The sequence below is a fragment of the Paenibacillus sp. FSL F4-0122 genome (assembly GCF_038002845.1).
GTDB lineage: Bacteria > Bacillota > Bacilli > Paenibacillales > Paenibacillaceae > Paenibacillus_AQ > Paenibacillus_AQ odorifer.
This window is the reverse complement of record NZ_JBBODI010000001.1, coordinates 5,363,222-5,386,228: the sequence shown is the minus strand read 5'-3', so window position 1 is coordinate 5,386,228 and position 23,007 is coordinate 5,363,222. Positions and strand designations below refer to the sequence as shown.

The window sequence follows — 23,007 nt, the reverse complement described above, 5'->3', positions numbered from 1 at the left end:
ACTTCCACTGCGAACGTACTTATCGGCAGTTTCGGTGCCCGTAACCACCACGCCAGCGTGCTAACCACCAACACCAAGCTCCGAAAACTCCACATAAGTAGCAGAAGCAAAGGCATAAACCGGGTGTCATTAACTCAGATTCTCCCTCTCCTACTGCATAAACAGCGTTATATGGCGTATTGATTATAGCTGTACGCTTTAGTGATAACGTATAATTTCGGATGATCAAGCTTAGCTTTGGTCAAAATCGATCATATAAGGAGAGGTTTTAATCATTGAGAAAACAACAACGTTTGTTAGCCATGCTCGTAACCTTCCTGCTTTTGTGCTCCTCTTTTCCGTTATCGATGTTTGCAGAGGAAGCACCTGATCCTTATGAAGGAATGATTAACATTCAAAGTGAATGGCAAGGCAGCGTATTTGGTGATGTTGGGGGGCAAGACAAGATTACTGCAGCCAACTTTGGCATTACGGAGAACACGGATGGATCAGCTACACTGCGAAGCTCGAATGATAGAGGCAAAGTATCGGGCAGCACGGAAGGTATCGCTTATTACTTTAAAGAGGTTGATCCAAGTGTTAATTTTGAGTTGAAGGCAACGGCTCACGTGGATGCTTGGACAGCCAATAACCAAGTTTCCTTCGGAATAATGCTGCGCGGCAATGTGTGGGATAACCAATTCGGAGCCTACTCTGGAGATTACGTCGGCGTGGGTGCTTTGGATCAAGAAATGAAAGCGTTTCACAAATTGCAAAATACAAGCCTACAGAAACTTGGGTACGTGTTTGATAACGTTAATCGCCCTGCCCAAGGAGAGAATTACGAATTAAGCATCAAAAAGACCGGAAATCTGTATATTGTCCGCATCGGCAATGAAACCAAAACGATCGAAAGCTTTGACGGCTCCATTCAATATGCGGGCCTTTACACCGCTAGAAATACTACGGTTACGTTCCGTAATATTCAATTCAGTCAAGAAGGTCAAATCGAGTTAGGACCTTGGGGCTTCAGCGCCTTCGGAGGCAACACTAGTCCAACTAAGAACCCCGAGCCTATAATTGAAAGTCCAACCTCTGTAACGATGACGACTTACGGCGGCAAAATCTCCAGCAGCGATGAGGGAATATCTTTTTATTCGAAAGAGATTCCTGTGGATGCGAACTTTGAACTGAAAGCGACCGCTTCAGTGATTGCTTTTAATAGCAATAGCACTGTCAGCACACCTAACCAGAAATCCTTCGGTCTTATGCTCCGCGACAGTATTGGGACGAACGGAGATACAAGCACAACCACTTCTAACTATGCGGCGGTGGGTGCTTTGGATCAGGTAATGAAAGGTTTTTATAAAAAAGACACCCAAGTGAAGTTAAATCCTTTTAGCGATATCCAGGCCCCGTCCGCAGGAGCTGTATATTCGCTAAGTATTAAAAAAACAGGAGATACTTATCGATTAAGTGTGGGTGATCAGACCGAAATCATAACTCTGGACGATACGTTCACAGATACTCTTTTTGCCGGAATCTATGTAGCTAGAGATGCAACTGTTACTTTCAGTGACATAGACATCCAGCTTGAATCCAAAATCGTAACCAGCTTAACCGCTGATACCAGCGCAATGACGAAAACCACTTATCTGGTTGGTGAATCCCTTGATTTGACTGGATTAGTCGTTAAGGCTATTTTTTCTGATGAGAGTGAGGCCGTTTTGTCTTCTACGGATTATATTGTTACAGGCTTTGATAGCAGCAAGGTTGGAGAAAATATCATAACCATTAACTACAACGGTGCTTTCGTGAGCATTCCTTTGCAAATCGTTCCATTATCTATGACCTCATTATCAGTGAAGTATTATCCAGCTAAAACCGTTTATTATCCAGGGGATACGTTCGATCCAGAAGGTCTTGTTCTTGTTGCCAATTATAATGACGGCTTCTTGACCAAAGAACTGACCAGTGATCTTTATTCCCTCTCCATTAACGGACAACCGGTCAGCGATTTATTACCGTATCTATTTACGCAATCAGGCTCCACAGCGGTATCCGTTACTTCAACAGAGGCGCCGGCAATCACAACGACCTTTAATGTGGAAGTAAAAGCAGCGACGTTATCCGCTTTAGAAATTCGAAATGAACCTAAACAAACACTCTACTATATCGGTGACTCCCTCAAACTAGAAGGACTTGTGGTTTATGCTCATTACAGTGATGGTACACAGATTCGGCTGTTGAACAATGAATACAAAGTCTCTCCTCTCGACACCACGACATCTGGCGATAAAAAAATCACAATTACGCATAAAGGCTTAACAACCTCTTTTCAAGTTAAGGTCAACGTTAAAAAACTAGTAGGCATCGAAGTCACCAGCTATCCTAAAACTACCTTTTTTATTAACGACAACTTTGACAGCAAAAATCTGCTCGTATCCAAAGTGTATGATAATTCAGATAGAGAGAAGCTAAACAGCTATACGCTCGACACTTCCAAGTTCGACAATCAGGCAGCTGGATTGTATGAAATTGGTATACTCCCTACCGATTCTTCTATTAAGCCCATTACGTATTCCGTTACAGTAAAAGAAAAGATGGATCCCATTTGGAAAAGCATTCAATTCGGTCAGTCCACTTCAGCTGCTAACAATCAGACGATTGTCAACGAGGATGGATCCGCCCAGCTGATCGCTTTGGAAGGCGGCGGTAAAGTCACCGAAGATCATGACGGCATTACCTTCTATTACACCGAGCTAGATGCTTCGGAAGATAATTTCGTGCTGTCTGCGGATGTCCAAGTGTTGGCTTTTGCAAAAAATCCATATGACGGGCAAGAATCTTTTGGCATTATGGCACGTGACGTCATCGGCACACAAGGAAATTCTAGCGTCTTTGCATCTAATATAGCTGCCCTCGGTGGTTATAGCGGCGGGACGAAAAGCGATCTGGGCACACAGCTTTTTGTCCGCACTGGAGTTGAAAAAACGGATGGGACTGGCAGTAAAGGGATTCAAACCATCATGCTTCAAAAAGAACGTCCGGCACCTGCCAATACTGTTCCTGCAGCACCTTACCATTTAACGTTAGCAAAGACGAATAGTGGTTTTACAGGACAGCTCAATAATGGCCAGCAAGCTATTCATTTCACACCAGACATTCTTAGCGTACAGGATTCAAAAATGTACGTCGGATTCTATGCTGCTCGTTTAGCCACAATTAATGTAAGCAATATTCAATTAACAGTCACTTCAGCAGCTACAGATTCTCCTAAAATAGAACCACCTGCGATTCCCGTCACACCTAGCTTAAATATACTTTCACTAAGTAAAACCTCAGATCCAGCTTACCAAATGATTGTGCGCTCTAATGTCAACGGAACGGTGACGTTGAAGCAAGGTTCTACGATCATCGCTCAGGATATCGAGGCAATAGCTGGTAAACGTCTTTCTATTCCCACGAGACTTCTTGATCAAGGAGATACGAACTTTAGTATTACTTTTTTACCAGATGATACTCAGTATTTGACCTCTTATGAGAAGATTATCAGCAACTTTACCGTCACCCTAAAAAGTTATAACGAAGATGATGAGATCTACGTATCGCCCACCGGATCAAGCTCCGGAGATGGAACGATCAATCTCCCACTTGATATCGATACTGCGATTGATTTCGTTAAACCAGGTCAGCATATTATTGTGCTTGAGGGTCGTTATGTGCGGAAATCACCACTTGAGATTAAAAAGTACAATGATGGTAAAGCCTCCGCCAAAAAGTATATAGAAGCAGCACCAGGAGCAAGACCTATCTTTGATTTTGACAAAAAAACAGAAGGCGTTCTCTTGAGCGGAAACTATTGGCATGTGAAGGGACTTGATTTCACTCGCTCAGCTGGGAATACCAAGGGCTTTACAGTGGGAGGCAATTATAACATCGTTGAAAATAGCCGTTTCTATGCGAATGGTGACACTGGTCTACAAATCAGCCGAACAGATGGTACCGCGATAGAACTCAGTGAATGGCCTTCCTACAACTTAATTCTCAACAGTACCTCTTTCGACAACCGTGATCCATCCGACAATAATGCCGATGGCTTTGCGGCAAAATTGACTGCGGGTGTTGGTAATATTTTTAGAGGTTGTCTGGCGCATAACAATATCGACGATGGCTGGGACTTATATACGAAAGCAGGCTCAGGAGCGATAGGTTCAGTGCTGATTGAGCACAGCGCCGCCTTCAACAATGGGTTCTTAACAGACGGAACCGTAGGTGCCGGTGATAAAAATGGCTTCAAGCTTGGTGGCGAAGGCATTCATGTCACACATACCATTCGCGATTCAATCGCCTTTGGTAATGGCGCTTATGGTTTTACAAGCAATAGTAATCCAGGTGTGATCGCCATCAACAACATCGGATTTAACAATATGCGTGGTAATATAAGCTTCACCACTTATGATCACATTACTGCTGACTTTACGATTGACGGTTTCTTATCTTACCGAACTGCCAACATTGCAAAAGACCAATATCCAGCTTCTTTAGCTGCGGACAATAATTTCATGTTTGACGGTACGCGATCGGCGAATAAATCAGGTTTAGAACTGACCGATTCTAACTTTGTCAGCTTAAATCCTGTAGTCAATTACTCTCGGGATGCCGACGGGAATATAATCTGGGGCGATTTCTTGAAGTTCATTCCTTTTGATGGACCGGAACCAAGTCCGACGGCTTCTCCAAGTCCGACGGCTTCTCCGAGTCCGACCGCTTCTCCGAGCCCGACCGCTTCTCCGAGCCCGACGGCTTCTCCGAGTCCGACTGTTTCTCCGAGCCCGACGGCTTCTCCGAGTCCGACTGTTTCTCCGAGTCCGACGGCTTCTCCAAGTCCGACGGCTGCCCCGAGCTCAGGCAGTTCCGGATCATCGGTTGGAGATTCGGCCACTACTATACTCCATTTGGACGGTAGCGTAAGGATTGAGATACCTACTACTATGAATGGAGGAAAAACTAGTGCGATATTGACTGAATCTTCCTTACAAAAGATTATCGCTTTAGCCAAACCTAATTCTGCAGGCCATAAAATCCTAAGAATTCAGCTTGCAGAGGAACAATCGTCAGATGATAGCTCATTTGAAGTCACTCTCCCTGCCGCTGCATTTCTTGTTGGAACTTCCACATTGCAGCTTGAGATCAATACAACACTAGCTACCTTTGTACTTCCGGATAATCTATTCCCGGCGAAGACACTGGACAATGTGAAGACAGTTACTTTGCTCCTCAAATCTGTCGATACAACAGGAAGTTTAAAGAAGCGATTGGGTGAACGTTTGCTTATTGATTACGAGCTACTTTTGGATGGTACAACAGTTCAATTAGAGAGCTTAAATTCAGCCATACAAATTGGGCTTCCTTATCTAGAAGCTGTACCTCCATTGAACAACACCTTTATTGTAGTGTGGAACGTCAATGAGTACGGAGTCATCCAACCGGTATTAGGCGGGAATTATGATTCAGATAAGAAGCAAGCTATTTTCTCAACAACAAATTCATCTGGACAATACGCCGCCGTTTACAATCACAAAACGTTCAGGGATATAACAGATTCTCATTGGGCGAAGTTTATTGTAGAAGTACTAACATCAAAAGGTGTCATTAATGGTGTAACGGAAACAGAGTTTAGACCCGAACAGACTATTACACGTGCAGATTTCGCACTTTTATTAGTTAGAGCTTTAGGTCTATCCGCAGCAGAAGGAAATAGCTTTGCTGATGTGTCACCTAACGATTATTTTTATGAGGGACTTATGACTGCTCAGAAATTAGGGGTCGTTACGGGCCAAACCGACGGTCTTTACCACCCTCATGATTCCATCTCCAGACAAGAGATGTTTGTTATGGCAGCTAGGGCATTGAAGGCTGCAGAGGTATGGAAATCGAATACGACCTCTTCCTCTGCATTAGACGGCTACACTGACCATAATCAAATTTCTAATTATGCGGCAAATGATATTGCGGCGCTGGTATCAGCAGGTCTCATTAAAGGAGACTCTCAGCAGCAGCTTACACCAACTGCCCATTCCACACGTGCCGAAGCAGCCATGCTGATTTACAGAATTATGATGCAACAATAAAAAAAAGAAGAACTCCAAGACCACTATACTCGTGGTTTTGGAGTTCTTTTTATCCTCTTCCCTACCCTCTTAAAGTCTTCTAGTTCATTTTCTTATCAGGCGGATTGGAAACCCGATACCCTTTCGGCGATTGATGGGTGATTTTCTGAAAATTCCGATGAAATGACCGTAAGTTACTATAGCCGCAAAGGTTGGCAACTTCACCAATAGTCAGATTCGAGTTTTTTAATATATAACATGCTTGTGAGATACGATAGTGATTCAAGTAATCTGTGAAGGGCATTTTCATCAGCTGGACAAATAGCTTTGATAAATAAGGGTAATCATATTGCAGATGTTTTGCTACAGCTTTTAATGTGCAATCGGCAGAATAATTTTGTTCTACAAAAAGCAGGATTTTATAGAGCACCTTTGTTTGCGGGGACTGTTTGACTGGAGCAAATGATGTCTGACAGATCAACTGCGCGCATACACCATACAGGAAACTTTTCTGGCTATAAATTGAATCCAGCTTTGTACAATCAGGTTCATTCACAGCATGGAGAACATTGTCAGTTGGAATAAAGCTTTTATAATTCATGTGAAAATCACCTATCAATTCTGTGGAGAAGAGGATTACCATAATCTCCGAAAAATCAATCGTCTCAAATTCATGCATCTGATTAGGAAAAATAAAAACCAGATCATTTTTCTGCACCTGATAGCTTTTCCCATCAATGGTGATAGATAACTGCCCGTCGTTGACATAAATAATCTCAAATGCCCGATGAAAATGAAGTGGAAAATGATAGTTTTTCAAGGGAATGAGTTTAAAGTAATCTTTTTCGCCGACACCATGTTTTTCAAAAAAGGGCCACAAGTAGATTCTCCTTCACGAAAACACTAATTTTGTCTTAAAGTGTACTATATAAAGTATAGAACTAACAACGTTATTTCCTATAATATTGGATAAAGTCAACCAAGCGGAGGTTATAGGACAATGGAATATCACGTATCAAAAACTGGTTCAGATCAAGGTCAAGGTACTCAACATGATCCTTTTTTAACCATCAATAAAGCGGCTTCAGCAGCTGTGGCTGGGGACAAGATTATCGTTCATGAAGGGATATATCGCGAATGGGTAAAACCGAGATACAAAGGATTAAGCGAACAAAGAAGAATTATTTATCAAGCCGCTGAAGACGAGCAGGTTGTCATAAAAGGCTCTGAACATATACAAGATTGGCAGCAGGTTGAGAATCATATTTGGAAAGTGATCTTGCCGAACACGTTTTTTGGCAGCTTTAATCCGTATGTTGAGGAAGTGTCTGGCGATTGGCTCGTCACTATAGAGGAGACAAGACACTTAGGCGATGTATATCTAAATGGCATGTCTTTTTATGAGGTCAGTCAGTATGATCAACTGGCAGCTCCCGTCGAAAAGCTGGAGTTCAAGGATCTCTGGACACATGAGATGGTTCCGGTCCAAAATCCAAAACAGACGACCTATGTTTGGTTTGCCAAAGTAAGCCCTGACCACACCACGATTTACGCTAATTTCCAAGGTGCCAACCCGAACAAAGAACTGGTAGAAATCAATGTACGCAGATCTTGTTTCTACCCTGAAGAAACCGGGATTGATTATATTACTGTAAAAGGTTTTGAAATGGCGCATGCGGCAACACCTTGGGCACCTCCAACGGCAGACCAGCCCGGACTGCTGGGCACTAACTGGAGCAAAGGCTGGATTATTGAAAATAATATCATTCACGATGCCAAATGCAGCGCTATCAGTATCGGCAAAGAAGCTTCCACAGGCCATAATTACCGTACCATTCGAAAAGACAAACCCGGATATCAATATCAGCTTGAATCCGTCTTTACTGCTGAGCGTCAGGGCTGGAGCAAAGAATCGATCGGTTCACATCTTATCCGCCATAATACCATTTATGATTGCGGCCAAAATGCCATCGTCGGCCACTTAGGTTGTATTTTCAGCGAAATTCATCATAACCATATTTACAACATTGCGATAAAACGGGAATTCTGGGGCCACGAAATTGCCGGGATCAAGCTTCACGCACCGATCGATACTCACATCCACCATAACCGGATTCACGATTGTACTTTAGGTTTATGGCTGGATTGGCAGACCCAAGGGACAAGAATCAGTAAAAATCTGTTCTATCAAAATCACCGGGATTTGTTTATAGAAGTAAGCCATGGCCCCTACATTGTTGACCATAATATCTTGACAGCTAAACATGCTTTGGAGAATGTAGCCCAAGGTGGAGCCTATATCAACAATCTGATCGGCGGCAGGCTGGTTCATCGTAAGGTACTAAATCGGTCCACGCAATATCATCTTCCGCATAGTACAAAAATTGCCGGTTTCTCACTTATTTATGGTGGGGACGATCGGTTCTACAACAATATCATTGTTGGAAAAGACGGATGGACAGGCGTGGGAACATCACATTTCAATAACTACACCACCTCTTTGGCGGAGTATATCGAGAATGTCCATAAGTTACACGGTGATCTTGAGGAGTTTGAACTCGTTGAACAGCCTATGTTCATTAATAACAACGCTTATTTAAACGGTGCTGAGCCTTTCGAAAGAGAGAATGTAAAGCTGGTTGAGGAAAGCTTTGGTCCAGACTTCTTTATTGTAGATCAAGGAGATGAAGGATTCCTTTCTATTGATCTGCCTGAAAGCTTCGTTAACTTCTTAGGTGAGGTACATTCAACTGAGACTTTGCCGCGGGTGCGCATCGTGGATGCCGAGTTTGAGAATCCGGATGGCAGCAATATAATCCTGGATACAGATTTTCTGGATAAAAAGAAAGAACATAAAAGCACTTTAGGACCTCTTACACTTTTGAATAAGGGCAAAAATTATATTAAAGTGTGGTGATCGGTAAAGCAGGTGGCAAGTCCACCTGCTTTTTCATTGCTATAATTGAGTCTGCTATTTAATATCCTTAATCTTTTGAATAGATACTTCGTTTTGTTCTATTAGGATCTGATATTCAACAATCTATCCTGCTTTAAATTCTTCCTTAAATTCTTTACTGACCGAGTAATTATCTTTCGGATTGAGTGTAACCTTAAATAAATGCTTTCCATTATCTATGGGGAACTTTGCTACCCCACCATGCTTAATATTACTGTCGATCAAAGAGTTAATTTGAACGTTATTTCCTTCATCAACGGTAACAACTACACTTTTTAAAAATAACGGACTGTTATTCGTAATCAGCAAGTTATATTCTTGATCATCAGTTACATCTACATCTGTATTATTGGATATATCGGCATTGTTTTTTTCGCATCCCGATAACAGGACGATAAACAAAACGAATAAAGATACGTATTTTTTTCTAGACAAAATGTTCTCCTCTCCATTCCTATAATCTTTTCTTGTGAAAATCTTAACATGTTCTAGAAGTTTTATGGGAAATATTTGAAGGCTTTATCTAAAATGATACACTCTAATAAATAAGGGTAGCCCCGTTGGCTACTCCTTTCTGAATGGCCATTCACCTATATATTGTCGTAACCTTGGAATCGGTTTACTATTTTGCTGTTGACTTTGACCTTAGGGTAAGGTGTTAAGTAGAGCTAGAACCAAACATCGATGTTTTGGCTATGAAGCTTAATTCAAACGAAAAAAGGAGATGACTTTTTGCTGTCGATTGGAGAATTCTCGAAGATATGCGAAGTTTCTACGAAGACGCTTCGATATTATGATGAGATCGGATTAATTCATCCCGATGAGATTAACCCTGAGAACGGTTACAGGTATTACTCCATCAAACAACTTAAAAAAATGCTTTTTATCAATCGTCTAAAAGCTTATTATTTCTCGCTGGAAGAAATCAGAGACATTTTGCAATGGGAACAGGATCGTTCAGAAGAGAAGCTCTACTCAGCCCTTAATCTGAAGAAAAAAGAAATACAGGAGAAAATAAGTTCTTATGAATACACCTTAAAACAAATCAATAGTGATGTATTAAATTTGGAGAAAGGTATCCCCATGATGTCCTACCTGAATGAGATAAAAGTAGAGCTTGTTGAAACTCAGCCTATGAATATTCTTTTTACGCGTCAGATGTTGAGCAGTGATGACTATGCGCTAGGTTATGGACATTATTTTAGCGGGCTTTATGAAAAAATCGCCACTGAAAAACTCACTTTGCTCGGTACGCCAATAACAATTTATCACAGCCGTGAATATAATCCAGCCGGAAATGATACAGAGTTTGCTCTCCCCATAAAAGAGGTTGTAAAAGGTACAAGAGATTTGCCTGATGCTCTTTGTGCGAGATCTGTTCTTAAAGGCGCCTATTCAGAATTGACCTCGGTCTATGCAAAGCTGAGAGAATGGATAGAAAATGAAGGTTATGAAATGGTGAATTCGCCCTATGAAATATATGTAACGGACCCGATACAAGCCGCTGTGCCTGAGGATCTGGTTACCGAGGTCTATTTTCCAGTAAAGAAAAAAAATTCATAAAGGAGTTACTTTCATGCTCAAAAACAATTATCCAACTTCAGATTGGCAAATCTCAGCCCCCGCAAACTTGGGAATGGATGCTGATATGCTTTCAGAACTAGAATCAAGGATCAAATCCGAGTATAGCAATATCAACGGGATTGTTGTGATAAGAAGTGGAACTATCGCTTATGAAAAATATTATAATGGCGCTGGCCCGAATGACACACATCATGTGGCCTCTGTAACAAAAAGTATCATATCCGCGCTCATAGGCATTGCCATAGATGCTGGCTTTATTAACAATGCAGATCAAAAGGTACTGGAGTTTTTCCCGGACTATGTTCCAAACGCTGCTCAAGATCCGCAAAAACAAGAAATCACCTTGCACCATCTCCTTACGATGACCGCACCTTATGCTTTTGCAGATTGGCACGAACCGCTGGAGCAAATGTGTATGCAGCCTGACTGGGTAAAATATACGCTGGATATGCTAGGCCAACAAGGAACAATTGGGGATTTCAAATATTCTACCGCTGGAGCACATCTGCTTTCTGCCATCATCACGCGCAGCACTGGTCAAAGTGCCCGTGAGTTCGCCAACGAACGTTTATTTAAACCTATCGGAATGAATGAAATCCCGGATTATGAGATGAGCTCATTTGGGTTCGATGATTTGTTTGGGGTAAATGTGAAGGGGTGGGTGGAAGACCCAAATCGTATCACCACAGGAGGATGGGGACTTACATTGTCTCCACGCGATATGGCGCGTTTTGGTTTATTATATTTGAACCGTGGACAATGGGAGCAAAATCAGATCATTTCGGAGACATGGATTGAGGAATCAACAGCGATGAACCCTAATCATTACGGTTACTTGTGGTGGCTACGCGAAGAAGACGGGGTTTACACCTACTCAGCGTTAGGTGATGGTGGTAATGTCATTTGCTGCATTCCAGAAAAGGATCTTGTCGTAACCATCGCCTCAGAATTCACACTTCAGCCTCGTGACCGCTGGCCTCTGATTAAGGAGTGTATTATTCCGTCTGTAGTAGAGTAAAGAAGATAAAAAACATGCTGGTTGCCCCTTCATTCACAACTAGGAGAGCAACCAGCTGTCTACACTCTAAATCATATTGCTTCAAGGAAAAATAATATCACCTTCGTTGCTGCTTACATCAAAAAATCCAACTTTATGTTTTATAGCCAACTCCCGCATCGCCGTATAAGCTTCGTCAGCTACGGAATACGCAAAAGCCGCATAGATGACGGATGAGCCAAGCGAGTAGTCAGTTAACCGGTTATCCGTTCCGGCTTCCTCCATCGCCTCAAAAATCTCGTCCTCTACATTCATATTAGGAAATTGCTCAGACAACTCACTATAAAAGCGTTGCAGCGCCTCCGATAAAACCGATGGATCGTTATAGGCATGGTCTTCCGACCACTGCACTTGCTGCTCATACCACTCCATAAACGCTGCTCTCTCTTGCGGTGCTTTAGACGTCTCAAATGCCATCAAATCATAGCTCATTTAAAATCCTCCTCTAACCCACCCTAATCGTGCATTTTCAGTTCCTATAAATTGTTGGGCTGTTTTGATTATATATTAAAAATCATCAGACCCGTACTATAGAATCATGATACTTACTCAACCGTTAAATATCATGTGAGCTCCGGTGTATCTACAAAAGTAACCACTGGCTCCATTACGCCATGTAGTTCGAATAAGATAAGCTCGTTATCACCTTGACGCAGAAGCGGCGCTGGTAAGTATAGTGTTTTAGTTGGACCCTGCTCCCAGTAGCGCCCTAAATTAAAGCCGTTTATGAAAACCTGACCTTTACTCCATCCGTCCAGCCGCAAAAAAGTATCCTCAGACTTACTGACTTGAAAGCTCCCCCGGTAAAAAGTAGGCTGCTGACGTTGCTCGCAATCTATCGGTGTGAATGATAATCCCTTAAGATTGGTTAAAGGCAAAGAATGAATGGTCCAATCATGCAGGAATTGATAGCCGAGTCTAACGCCACAGGTTATGCCTTTTGGATCACAAAGCAGCGGGCCATAATTTACACGCCCCATATTCTCCACAAGGATGTCGATCTGCAGTCCCTCCGTTGGAACCTCTAATGGAATTCCTCGCGGATCCCAGCGTTCAACTGTACCGACAAAGGCCCCATTCGCGAATACAAGCGCACGATCACGTACTTCTTGAAGGACGAGCTCCATACTGCTGCGGGGTCCACTGATCCTCGTCGAATATAAGATGAACCCATGATTCTGACCCAGTTTCTCCATTGGCTCGGGACATGCTCTATGTTCTGGGGTAGACAAAACGTCTAACTGAGTGAACAGTGGTGCTGCTTCTGTCATCAACACTTTACCATAAGCTTGTGACTTTAATAACGGCGGTAATTCCAGTGGCGGTAACGTTACGTATTTCTCAATTATTTTTCGTGCTGCATAGAATTTTGCAGTTGGCTTACCGGATTCGTCCAGCAGCGTATCATAATCGTAGCTGGTTACGATGGGCTCATATTTGTCAAAAAGATTTGCCCCATTCATAAATCCAAAATTCGTCCCCCCATGGAACATATAGAAGTTAACAGAGGCTCCTAAAGCCAGCATTTCATCCAAAGTCTCCGCTACTTCAGATTCGGGGCGTGTATTATGCGGTTTCATCCAGTGGTCAAACCATCCATTCCAGAATTCCATACACATCAACGGTCCCGTAGGCTGATATTCACGTAGTTTAGCAAAGGCTTCCTTTGCCCGTGAACCAAAATTTACAGTGGCGAACACTCCGTCAATCATACCGCCTTGGAGCATATGATCTTCAGCTCCATCTGAAGTAAACAGCAGAACGTCCATGCCGCGGGCGATCATTCCTGCCTTTAGATCATTCAGGTAAGTCTTATCACTACCAAAGCTTCCATATTCGTTCTCTACTTGAAGGGCAAGCACAGGCCCACCGTTAGTGCTTAACAAGGGCCGCAGACGTGGAAGCAACTCATCGAAATAGGCATCCAACTTAGATAAATAGACGTTATCATTACAACGCAGTTGTATGTTATTGTCCGCAAGTAACCAAGCTGGCAATCCACCGAATTCCCATTCCGCACAAATATAAGGACTTGGCCGCAAAATCACGTGCAAACCAAGCTCTCCGGCAAGTCTAACGAAAGCCTCGATGTCAGCAAATCCAGCAAAATTGAAGTTCCCCTCCTCTGGTTCGTGTAAATTCCAAGGAATATAGGTTTCAACAGTATTCAATCCACAAGCCTTCAGCTTCAGCAAACGATCCTGCCAATATTCCGGAACGATCCGGAAATAATGAAGCGCACCAGAAAGCAACCGGATGGGTTGTTCGTCCAATATAAAATGATCCCCTGATATGGATAACTTCCGCATATAATTTCTCCTCCAACATTGAGATAGACTATTTAATTATAGGTAATAAAAATATCAACCCATATGGACGATTCTAATGAAATATATGGAGTATTCATTGGTTGCTAGGGGCTTTTGTGATGCTATACACTATATTCATAGGGGGTTATTACGGATGTCAAAAAGAACTCATATTTGGTTAATTACCACAGATCAAATGCGCGCGGACGCACTAGGTATCGAAAACGCTTCCGTACTGACACCTGAACTTGACCAGCTTGCTTCGGAAGGCACACTCTTCACTGGCGCTTACTGCGCTAGTCCCGTTTGCACGCCTTCACGTTCTTCCATTTTTACAGGCAGGTATCCGCATGTTCATGGTGCCTGGAATATCGGTACCACACTCAGAGAAGACGAACTTACCTTATGCGATCATTTAAAGAAAGCGGATTATGAAACCATCGGTATAGGAAAGATGCATTTCCGCCCTCAGATGAAGGGGAACTTTTCACAAGAATATGAAGAGCCTGCTTATCGTGACCGCGGAAGAGCTTCCGATGGAACGTACTACGGATTTGATGAACATCATATTACGGAAGATAATTGTATCGGGGAATATATGGAGTGGCTTAGACAGCGTAACCCTGAAGTGGCAGAGCGTTTCAGCAAGGACCATTACAGAGCTTCTAATGCTCAAAACGATGTGTGGGAGAGCGAACTCCCTCCGGAGCTGCATCAGACTTATTGGATTGCTGAACGGAGTATCGATGCTATCCTCGCCCACAAAACCGAGCAACCGCTATTTTTATGGACCAGTTTCGTCGATCCACATCACCCCTTTGACCCTCCAAAAGCTTACGCGGATATGTACGCTGACACTGACATTCCATCTACAGCCAGAGAAGCAGATGACGTGCATCTTCGTCCTCCACATCTGCTGCGTCAGAGTCAGGGAGGATATTGGCCTGGTGGCGGTGAGGAGCATTCTCTTGATGAAGCGCATATGAAACGGCTCACCCGAAATTATTATGCGATGATTACCTTCATTGATGCGCAGATCGGACGTATTATAAAAGCTTGGCGTCAAAAAGAAATGTACGATGATGTAGTCATCCTCTTTACCAGCGATCATGGAGAACTGCTCGGTGACCATGGACTAATTTACAAGGGGCCGTGGTTTTATGAAGGGTTAACACGAATCCCGATGATCGTACGCGGTCCTGGGATTGCTTCCGGGCAACGGGTCCCTGCTTTGATGGAACATGTTGATATTGTCCCCACACTGCTTGCAGCCGCAGGTCTCAAAACTCCCTACGGAATTCAAGGTGTGTCACAGATGGAGGTGCTGGCTGGAAGAGAGTCCCATGTGCGCAATTCTGCCCTGACCGCTTATATTGCTCATGACCGCGGCATTAACGCTAAGTGTTTGCGTACAACACGTTATAAGCTGGTGATTTTCGCAGGTGAGACCTACGGTGAATTGTATGATTTGAAAGAGGATCCTCATGAAAACTCCAATCGTTTTGAAGATCCCGATTATAGTGATATTCGCCATTCGATGGTTGAATTGCTCGTCCATCGAATGATTCAAGATCAGGACCCTTTGCCTGAACGCCGGAGTAGCTGGTAAATTCACTAACCTTTCTTTATATCCGTAACAGACGTAGGGCAACCTGTGAGTTCTGGTTGCCCTATGTTATGATTATTTCCCCAATTGGGATGCCTTTAGAATATGAGATATTGGGCGTCCGGCAATCCATTCGCCGTTGTTTACAAACCCTTCCTCTCGTCCCTCCAGCTCGTGAATAAGACGCTCTCTCCACTCTTTTATACGCTCAAATTTATCAGTACAGCCTATCGCATTAATCTTCTCTGAGGGGTCTGCCGCTAGATCAAAATACTGCTCTTCCCCTGTCTGAGAATACCAAATAAATTTCTCTCTTCCATCCGTTAAGAAGTGGTGGGACTTTTCTCCATAGGCTTGTTCCCCATGAATATAAGATCGCCATAATGTCTGATCTCCCCTGCACAGCGGCAACACACTTTGCCCTTCTACTGGAACTGGTATTTGGACGCCAGCAGCTTCAAGAAATGTGGGCATAATATCGCGAAGCTCTACAATGGAATCAGGCCGGGAGCCTGCAAGAAGTCCAAGCGTTTCTCCCGGATCAAACACTATGAAAGGAATCTTAGCACTTCCTTCATAAGGAAGAGATTTGCGGAAGTAATGGTGATCCCCCATCATTTCACCATGATCAGAAGTAAATAGAATCAAAGTTTCATTTAAAACTCCATACTCCTGCAGCCCATTGATCAACCTCCCAATTTGGTCGTCAAGATGCGTAATTAGCGCGTAATACGCCGCACGGGCACGATCCAATCTGCGCTTTGGCAAATTAGTGAACGAAGAAGTTGGATCCTTAGCTCCGTTTAAGGCCGCACTCTCGTCCACCCAGTCTCCGATTGGAGGATCGGGAAATTCCAAGTCCTTGTACATATCTAGATAACATTGTGGCGGATCCAATGGGGAATGCGGGCGAACGAAGGAAGACCATAAGAAAAATGGTTTCCCAGGGTCCCTTCTTCGCAAAAAGTCTAGCGACTCGGTCACGCACCAATTCGTGGGATGCATCGCTTCCGGCAAGTGCCAGGGGCGGGCAACCGTTGAGGCGTTGCAATCAAGGCCTAAATCAGTGATATCCGAGTTAGCATTAGTTTGTCTTCGCAGCCACTGCAAATAATCATCCACTTGATCATAGTGTTCATCCTGTAACGTTTTGCTCTTATCCCGATTGTAGTGAAGATATCCATCATGAAGCACCACATTATGGAATCCACATAGATTACGTGCAGGATACACATGCATCTTGCCAACACACTGCGTATGATAACCAGCTTGAGCAAGCTCTCCGGCAATCGTATGGGCGTAATTCCATTCAACCTTATCCCGATAACCAACCCGCCCATGTGATCTTTGCCCCATTCCTGTCATGATAGCAGCCCTGGCGGGAATACAACTGGGGGTAGCCGAGTAAGCGTGCTCAAATAAGATCCCCCTTGATGCCAGAGCGTCCAGGTTGGGTGTCTCAACGACGGGATGTCCCATAATGCTCAGGCAATCAAAACGCATCTGATCTACGGTGATAAGCAAAAGGTTGGGCTGCTTTGTGCCCTTTTGATGGTCCAGATTAGTATCAATCATAACCTCACCCCCTCCTTAAACCCCAGCGATCACGGATGGTGTTGCAATCGTGTGCCATAAATTCGCACTTATCGTCCTGGGGTCGCCCTCGTCAACAAGACCGTCGAACGTCAGAAGCTCCTCTTCTAATTCAGCAATCTGCTCCACGTTCCCTTCGACATAACGATTGATTCGATGAATCGCCGTTCTGATTCTCTCAAGCATTCCTCCCATACGAAGATCAAAAACATCAAGACCAAATACCTTATTTTCCAGCTCCCATTGCACTCGATAGTCGTCCATGAATTGTCTGGCCAAATCAGATAATTGTGGCAAAGTCACCTTGGCAAAGTGAGCCAATTCCTCTAAATTCCCCCGATGATAAGCGTCGCGTATAGAAATCCCGATTTCGCTCTTTATTTCGAGCAAGCGACACAAGCTGGCTTGTACAGAGAATAAGGATTGCCAAGGCGAATTGCGAGTGATCGCCTGTTCGAGCTTTTCTGCACTTTGCTGATAATGCTTCGAATACGCGTTAGGAATAACATGTCGATCAAACAAACCACACAAAATATCTTGATAAAGCAAGTATTTAGCCGGATTGATAGAACATCCCCCCGGAGCCGAATTACCCGGAACCAGGTTGGCTGCATCAAGTGCCATAAAGTCATCATAATTGCCTTGCACACAGCTGCTGAATCTTTCTTTGACATGGTTCTCCACGAAACATCCCGTGTAGCTCAGCTCCGCCCAAAGTTGAAGGGTAGGAAGAACCGAGAAAACGGAAGCTTCAGCGCCATTATCTCCCCATGCGGTAATCAACACTTCTTGAATTCCATGCTTAACACAGCTATCATGAGCCAGCAGACTGACATGGCGACTGAATTCATTGTTTGGCGCGAAGCCCATCCATTTCCAAGCACCACCTGCAAATCCAATATGATCATTCAGCTGCTTATGTTTGCTTAACATCCCGTCGTATTTCTCCTGCGTTTCCGAATAATAATCCCAGTAGATCAAGGTAACATCTTCAGGAATCAGCTTTACAATATCAGGGCTAATTGGACTTTCAGCATCGTAATATTCTCCGGAACTGGCCAGACGGAAAAACATGTCGCTCCACATCATCGTCTGGAAACCATATTTTCTGGCGATCTCCATAACAGTGCTAAAGTGTTTTAACATTAATGAAGATCGATCCTGATACCCATGCTTATCCAGGTATTTACCAAGTCCCATCATATGAGCTTCGTCCATCCCGATATTTATGCGGCGACTGCTTACATGAGCCGACATAAAAGCAAACATTCGATCAATTAACTTGTAAGTTCTGGAATCATCAATAAGGAGAATATCCTGGAAATCCACAAGCGGTGCATGTGCCTGCCATTTCAATGCTTGTCCGAGATGGGCCAGGGTCTGAATACAAGGAACCAGTTCTATGCCAAATAACGCGGCATACTGATCCAGCTCCCGAATTTGATCTCCTGTATATCGGCCTCGCAAATAGCCGAAATAAGGGTATCCCTCCAGTTCGTAGGTGTCTTCCGTATACAACTGAACCGTTGAATATCCCATAACCGCTAAACGCCGGATCAATTCCTTATATCCTTCATAGTTAAGAACCGCATTTCGCGAACAGTCTACCATGAAGCCTAACTGTTCATAAACCGGTCGTTCATTAATTTCAACTCGTTCTCCACGGCGTATGTTCTCAAGAAATCGGCTGAGTGCCCGGATCAACTGATGTTCCTCTTCATACACAATGGTGACCTGAGCCTCATCGTAAGATATTCGAATGCCCTTCCCTTGCTTCTTACAATTCACTGGTATCCCTGAGCGTTCCATTCGAATACTCAATATTCCCGCTACTTCTGAAACAGCTGCTAGCTGTTTCTCAGTTAACCCTGTCAAGTGAATGCTAAGGTTCATAAACTTTACCCTCCCAATCTTATAAGTATGCGGTCAGTAGCGCCGCACCGTCTAAGCCATACTTCAAATAATTAAACGGAAGATCCGGGCTACTTCCGCCCGGATCTTCTCTATTTATCCATTATTCAATACCTTGTTCCTTGGCCTTCTCATTTACTTCCTCAATCATTTTATCAAGGCCTTTTGCCTTATAATCGTTCACAATGCTATTCCAGTAACTCTCAACAGGTTCTTTGGAAAGCATGATCTTAAGCAAATCATCATGGTCAAGCACAGTAAATTTATCCTTTGTTGGGGTGGACATATAAGTTAACCGAATATCATATTCTGGAACCTTCGTATTATTCTGAATCCAGTCGATGTAATCGACAGCTTCTTTGCGGATTCCTTCGTTAGCAATCGTCGGGTTATCCATGTTATAGCTATCTGAAGTTTCATATGCCACCAAATTCTTCAGAAATCTGCTAGCTGGATACTTCTCATTTAACGAACCCTTTTCAATGACAACCTTCTGCCCATTTTCGAGCTTGTAATCTACACCTTCGATGCCATAAGTCAACAGATCCTTGCCTTCAGGAGACAACACATAATCATAGAGTGCCATGATGCGATCCATCTTTTTATCGTCAATCTTATTGCTGAAATAGCTTTCTGACCAGTATGTTTTAAAGATGGCATGTGAACGTTCACCATCAGGACCGATAAGCGGTTTGAGCGCCTTCACGCTCTCCGTCATATCCTTATCCGGATAAGCTGTTTTCCAGCGTTTTTCATACATATCGCTATTTAAATTTATGAAACCTCCACCGCTCAGGAGAGCAGCTGCTTTGCCTGCTACGAAATTGTCATAGGACTCTGCTGGTTTAACAAGCGCGATGTCTGGATCGATCAATCCTTTTTCGTACATATTCTTCATGTTTTGCAGCGCTGGCAGCGCATTTTTAGAGAATACAGCAGGGATAAACTTTCCATCCTCTTTGATCCATTTAAAATCACTGCCGCTTCCATCACTAGTAGCAACCGGGTTGCCATACAACCAGAAGAATCCGCCCAGCATCTTGGTAGTTGTCGTCGTAAGACCAGTAACATGCTTGCCTTCCGGATCCGACTTTACGATTGCATCAAGCATGGCTTCAAACTCTTGCCATGTCTCTGGTTCTTTGGTGATCCCAGCCTTTTGAGCAAGATCCCAACGATAGAAAACCATACGGTCCAGTGCACTCCAATCGACACTCGGGAACATCCGGCGAGGTACAGTATAATACTTTCCATCTACTCCTAATCCTTTAATATCTGGCGATTCGAAGTATTTTGCAAGATTCGGATACTTTGAAAGATCCGGGAGCGCTTTAACAACGCCTTGATTCACCCATTTGCGCTGATATTGTGTACCGACGGCGTCGATCGCGAAAATGTCTGGCAATTGGCCGGAGGCGGCCCACATTTGAATCTTCTGGGTATAGTCATCCCAAGACAAATTGACAGGTTTTAGTGTGATGTTGAATTTCTCCAACACTTGTTTAGCGATCGGGTCCTTTTCGAGGTTAGCAATCTCGGCATCCGCATCCCAAAACCCAAGAGAAATAGTCATTGGATCCTTGTAAGGATTATCAGTGGAGTTAGAAGAATTCGGAGATGTTTCACCGTTTGAACCAGCCTGCCCTTTGCCGTTATTGCCTCCACCGCAAGCCGTGAGTACTGAAGCCAACAAAGTTATACATAATGCCAATGTCATTATTTTCTTTCTATGCATGCTTGAAACCTCCCTTTATACTATTTTAGGATAGAATCAATCTATTTAAAATCTTTCTTATCCTTTTATTGAACCCACCATAATGCCTTTATTAAAATGCTTCTGCAGGAACGGATAAACAACAATAATCGGAATACTCGAAACTACAATCGCTGCCATTTGAAGTGCAGGTGTGTAGACCTTCCCCGTCTGCTCCTGCTCGGCCATCGTTTGTGCCATTTGGCTTAGCAAGGAATTCGAAGTAATAAGTGTCTCCCGTAGATAAATCTGAAGGGGTGCTTTTGCCGCGTCACTGATAAAAATTAATGCATACCACCATTCATTCCATCTTTCCACAGCATAGAACAAAGCAAAAGTCGCCATGAATGGAGCAGAAATTGGAATAATGATTTTGAAAAGAATGTACAGATCATTCGCCCCATCCAGCTTAGCCGATTCTTCCAAGCTTTCTGGAATGGTATTGAAATAGTTTTTCATAATGATTAGATAAAACGTATTGAGACCCGCAGGGATGATCATGACGAGTATATTGTTTACGAATCCTAGATCTTTAACGACTAAGTAAAAAGGAATTAAACCGCCATTGAAAAACATAGTGAACAAGATCAAGCTAAGCATTATGTTTCTGCCGGGCATACCCCGCTTGGATAATGCGTAAGCTCCCGCCACAGAGATTGTCATGCTGAACAACACGCCAACCACTGTTACGATGACAGAATTAAAGATGGAAGTCCAAAACTTCATATCCTGAAGCAAAAGCTTGTAAGCGGACAGGTCAAACGAAAGCGGAAAAATATAAAAGTCGCTTTTACTAATCGCTTCGAACTTTGCCACAGAGATAATAAGAACATTATAGAAGGGAAAAAATGTTACTATTGCTAGGAGCCCCAGCACCACGAATGCGACGATATCGAAAACACTCCACTTTTTTCTCTTTTTAACCGTTATGTCGGTCACTTGCTTCTCCCCTTTTCCTGCAGATTAATACAGTCCTTCCTCGCCCATCTTCTTAGCGAACGTATTGGCCGCCCATAAAAGGATTAGGCTGATAATGGACTTTACGACACCCACGGCGGTCATATATCCAAAGTCTCCTCCAATCGTGAATGAAGTCCGATAAATGTAAGTATCGATCGTGTCGGCAACCGAATATACCGGCGAACTATACAGGTTGAAAATTTGCTCGAAGCTCGAACCTTGGGTTAGTAGTTGTCCAACTTGAAGGATTAGCAGGACTGCGACTGTACTTTTCAAACCCGGCCATGCGATGTTTAGCAAACGGCGAAACCGGTTCGCTCCGTCTACTTCAGCCGCTTCAAACAGCTCAGGATTGATCCCTGCCAGAGCCGCCAGGTAAATGATTGAATCCCAACCGATCTCTCGCCACACATGCGTGATATACAGAACGGGTCTGAATGCACTTTCATCGACAAGAGGAGAATTCGGATCTCCACCAAACAGCATGATGATCTGGTTATAAATCCCGTCTTTGCTTAAAATATTGATAATAATCCCCGACAGTACAACCCACGATATAAAATGCGGGAACGTCAGGATCGTCTGAAAAAACCGCTTCATTTTTGTCCTGGAAAACTCATATAAAACAATCGCCAGGATAATGGGCATCGGGAAATGAGTGACCAGCTTCATCAAGCTGATAATGACCGTATTCCAAAACGCCTTGCGAAAATCGGGGTCGGTCAGCAGCGTTTGAAAATTCTCCAATCCAACCCAAGGACTGCCCAGAATCCCCTCACTGTAATTAAATGTTTTGAACGCTAGCGTTACACCGTACATGGGAGCATAGCTGAAGAGGGCGTACCAGATTAACACCGGTAGAACCATAAGGTAAAAATACTTGTACTGTAAAATCGTTTTCCCTAAACTTTGCTTTGGAGCAAGAGTTTTTAAGCTTCGCTTAGGCGTTCGAGCGGTTACAGAATCAGCCAATCTTCTCCCCACCTTTCTGTATGAGATTGTTATGCTTGTAAGCGATTTATATGGTAAATTATATCGGGAGTGTAAATTCTCTTGTATAGAGAATACAACTCCGGTCATGTGGATTTTTCACACCTTGGCGGGTGACCTTCCCGTGACTCGTAATATCGGACATAGTGAGCGTAAGATAGTCCATACCCCCCTTGGTCCACAATCGCTAGGATAA

The 23,007-nt window shown here is 43.5% G+C and carries 14 protein-coding genes; 5 read left to right on the top strand and 9 right to left on the bottom strand.

The features are described from left to right. Positions 1-275 precede the first annotated feature (275 nt). Complete coding sequence (locus tag MHH49_RS23485) at positions 276-6,113, top strand: bacterial Ig-like domain-containing protein (protein WP_341043139.1); 5,838 nt, start codon at positions 276-278, stop codon at positions 6,111-6,113. A 79-nt stretch (positions 6,114-6,192) separates the two neighbouring features. Here the strand turns inward: MHH49_RS23485 and MHH49_RS23480 are convergent, their stop codons facing one another. Then, positions 6,193-6,972, bottom strand: a complete 780-nt coding sequence (locus MHH49_RS23480) for a helix-turn-helix domain-containing protein (RefSeq protein ID WP_076274782.1) — start codon at positions 6,970-6,972, stop codon at positions 6,193-6,195. 120 nt (positions 6,973-7,092) lie between these two features. On the opposite strand from MHH49_RS23480, the gene MHH49_RS23475 reads away from it, so the two are divergent. After that, positions 7,093-9,009 (top strand): right-handed parallel beta-helix repeat-containing protein, encoded by a 1,917-nt coding sequence (locus tag MHH49_RS23475; protein WP_341043137.1) that lies wholly within the window; start codon positions 7,093-7,095, stop codon positions 9,007-9,009. Between the two features lie 123 nt (positions 9,010-9,132). Here MHH49_RS23475 and MHH49_RS23470 read toward each other — a convergent pair whose 3' ends face one another. Beyond that, positions 9,133-9,483 (bottom strand): hypothetical protein, encoded by a 351-nt coding sequence (locus MHH49_RS23470; protein ID WP_341043136.1) that lies wholly within the window; start codon positions 9,481-9,483, stop codon positions 9,133-9,135. 297 nt (positions 9,484-9,780) lie between these two features. Between MHH49_RS23470 and MHH49_RS23465 the strand changes: the two genes are divergently transcribed. Then, positions 9,781-10,611, top strand: coding sequence for a MerR family transcriptional regulator (locus MHH49_RS23465; RefSeq protein WP_341043134.1), 831 nt, complete (start codon positions 9,781-9,783; stop codon positions 10,609-10,611). Between the two features lie 13 nt (positions 10,612-10,624). Next, complete coding sequence (locus MHH49_RS23460) at positions 10,625-11,650, top strand: serine hydrolase domain-containing protein (RefSeq protein ID WP_076296232.1); 1,026 nt, start codon at positions 10,625-10,627, stop codon at positions 11,648-11,650. 81 nt (positions 11,651-11,731) lie between these two features. Here the strand turns inward: MHH49_RS23460 and MHH49_RS23455 are convergent, their stop codons facing one another. Then, positions 11,732-12,121, bottom strand: coding sequence for a hypothetical protein (locus MHH49_RS23455; RefSeq protein ID WP_036688183.1), 390 nt, complete (start codon positions 12,119-12,121; stop codon positions 11,732-11,734). Positions 12,122-12,252: 131 nt separating this feature from the next. Next, positions 12,253-13,998, bottom strand: a complete 1,746-nt coding sequence (locus MHH49_RS23450; protein ID WP_076106200.1) for a glycoside hydrolase family 35 protein — start codon at positions 13,996-13,998, stop codon at positions 12,253-12,255. A gap of 154 nt (positions 13,999-14,152) precedes the next feature. Here MHH49_RS23450 and MHH49_RS23445 point away from each other — a divergent pair, with 154 nt between their 5' ends. Continuing rightward, entirely contained in the window at positions 14,153-15,607 is a 1,455-nt protein-coding gene (locus tag MHH49_RS23445) for a sulfatase family protein (protein WP_341138523.1), read from the top strand. Positions 15,608-15,679: 72 nt separating this feature from the next. Here the strand turns inward: MHH49_RS23445 and MHH49_RS23440 are convergent, their stop codons facing one another. The 5 genes from MHH49_RS23440 to MHH49_RS23420 all read right to left on the bottom strand — a co-directional run bounded on the left by MHH49_RS23440 (position 15,680) and on the right by MHH49_RS23420 (position 22,793). After that, the gene (locus MHH49_RS23440) at positions 15,680-17,179 is read right to left on the bottom strand and encodes an arylsulfatase (protein WP_076146426.1); all 1,500 of its coding nucleotides are present in this window, start codon (positions 17,177-17,179) and stop codon (positions 15,680-15,682) included. Positions 17,180-17,194: 15 nt separating this feature from the next. Further along, positions 17,195-19,090, bottom strand: a complete 1,896-nt coding sequence (locus MHH49_RS23435; protein ID WP_341138522.1) for a family 20 glycosylhydrolase — start codon at positions 19,088-19,090, stop codon at positions 17,195-17,197. Positions 19,091-19,211: 121 nt separating this feature from the next. Then, positions 19,212-20,843 (bottom strand): extracellular solute-binding protein, encoded by a 1,632-nt coding sequence (locus tag MHH49_RS23430; protein ID WP_076146430.1) that lies wholly within the window; start codon positions 20,841-20,843, stop codon positions 19,212-19,214. A gap of 57 nt (positions 20,844-20,900) precedes the next feature. Continuing rightward, entirely contained in the window at positions 20,901-21,800 is a 900-nt protein-coding gene (locus MHH49_RS23425) for a carbohydrate ABC transporter permease (protein WP_051491567.1), read from the bottom strand. A gap of 24 nt (positions 21,801-21,824) precedes the next feature. Next, positions 21,825-22,793, bottom strand: coding sequence for an ABC transporter permease (locus tag MHH49_RS23420; protein ID WP_036688194.1), 969 nt, complete (start codon positions 22,791-22,793; stop codon positions 21,825-21,827). Positions 22,794-23,007: the final 214 nt, after the last annotated feature.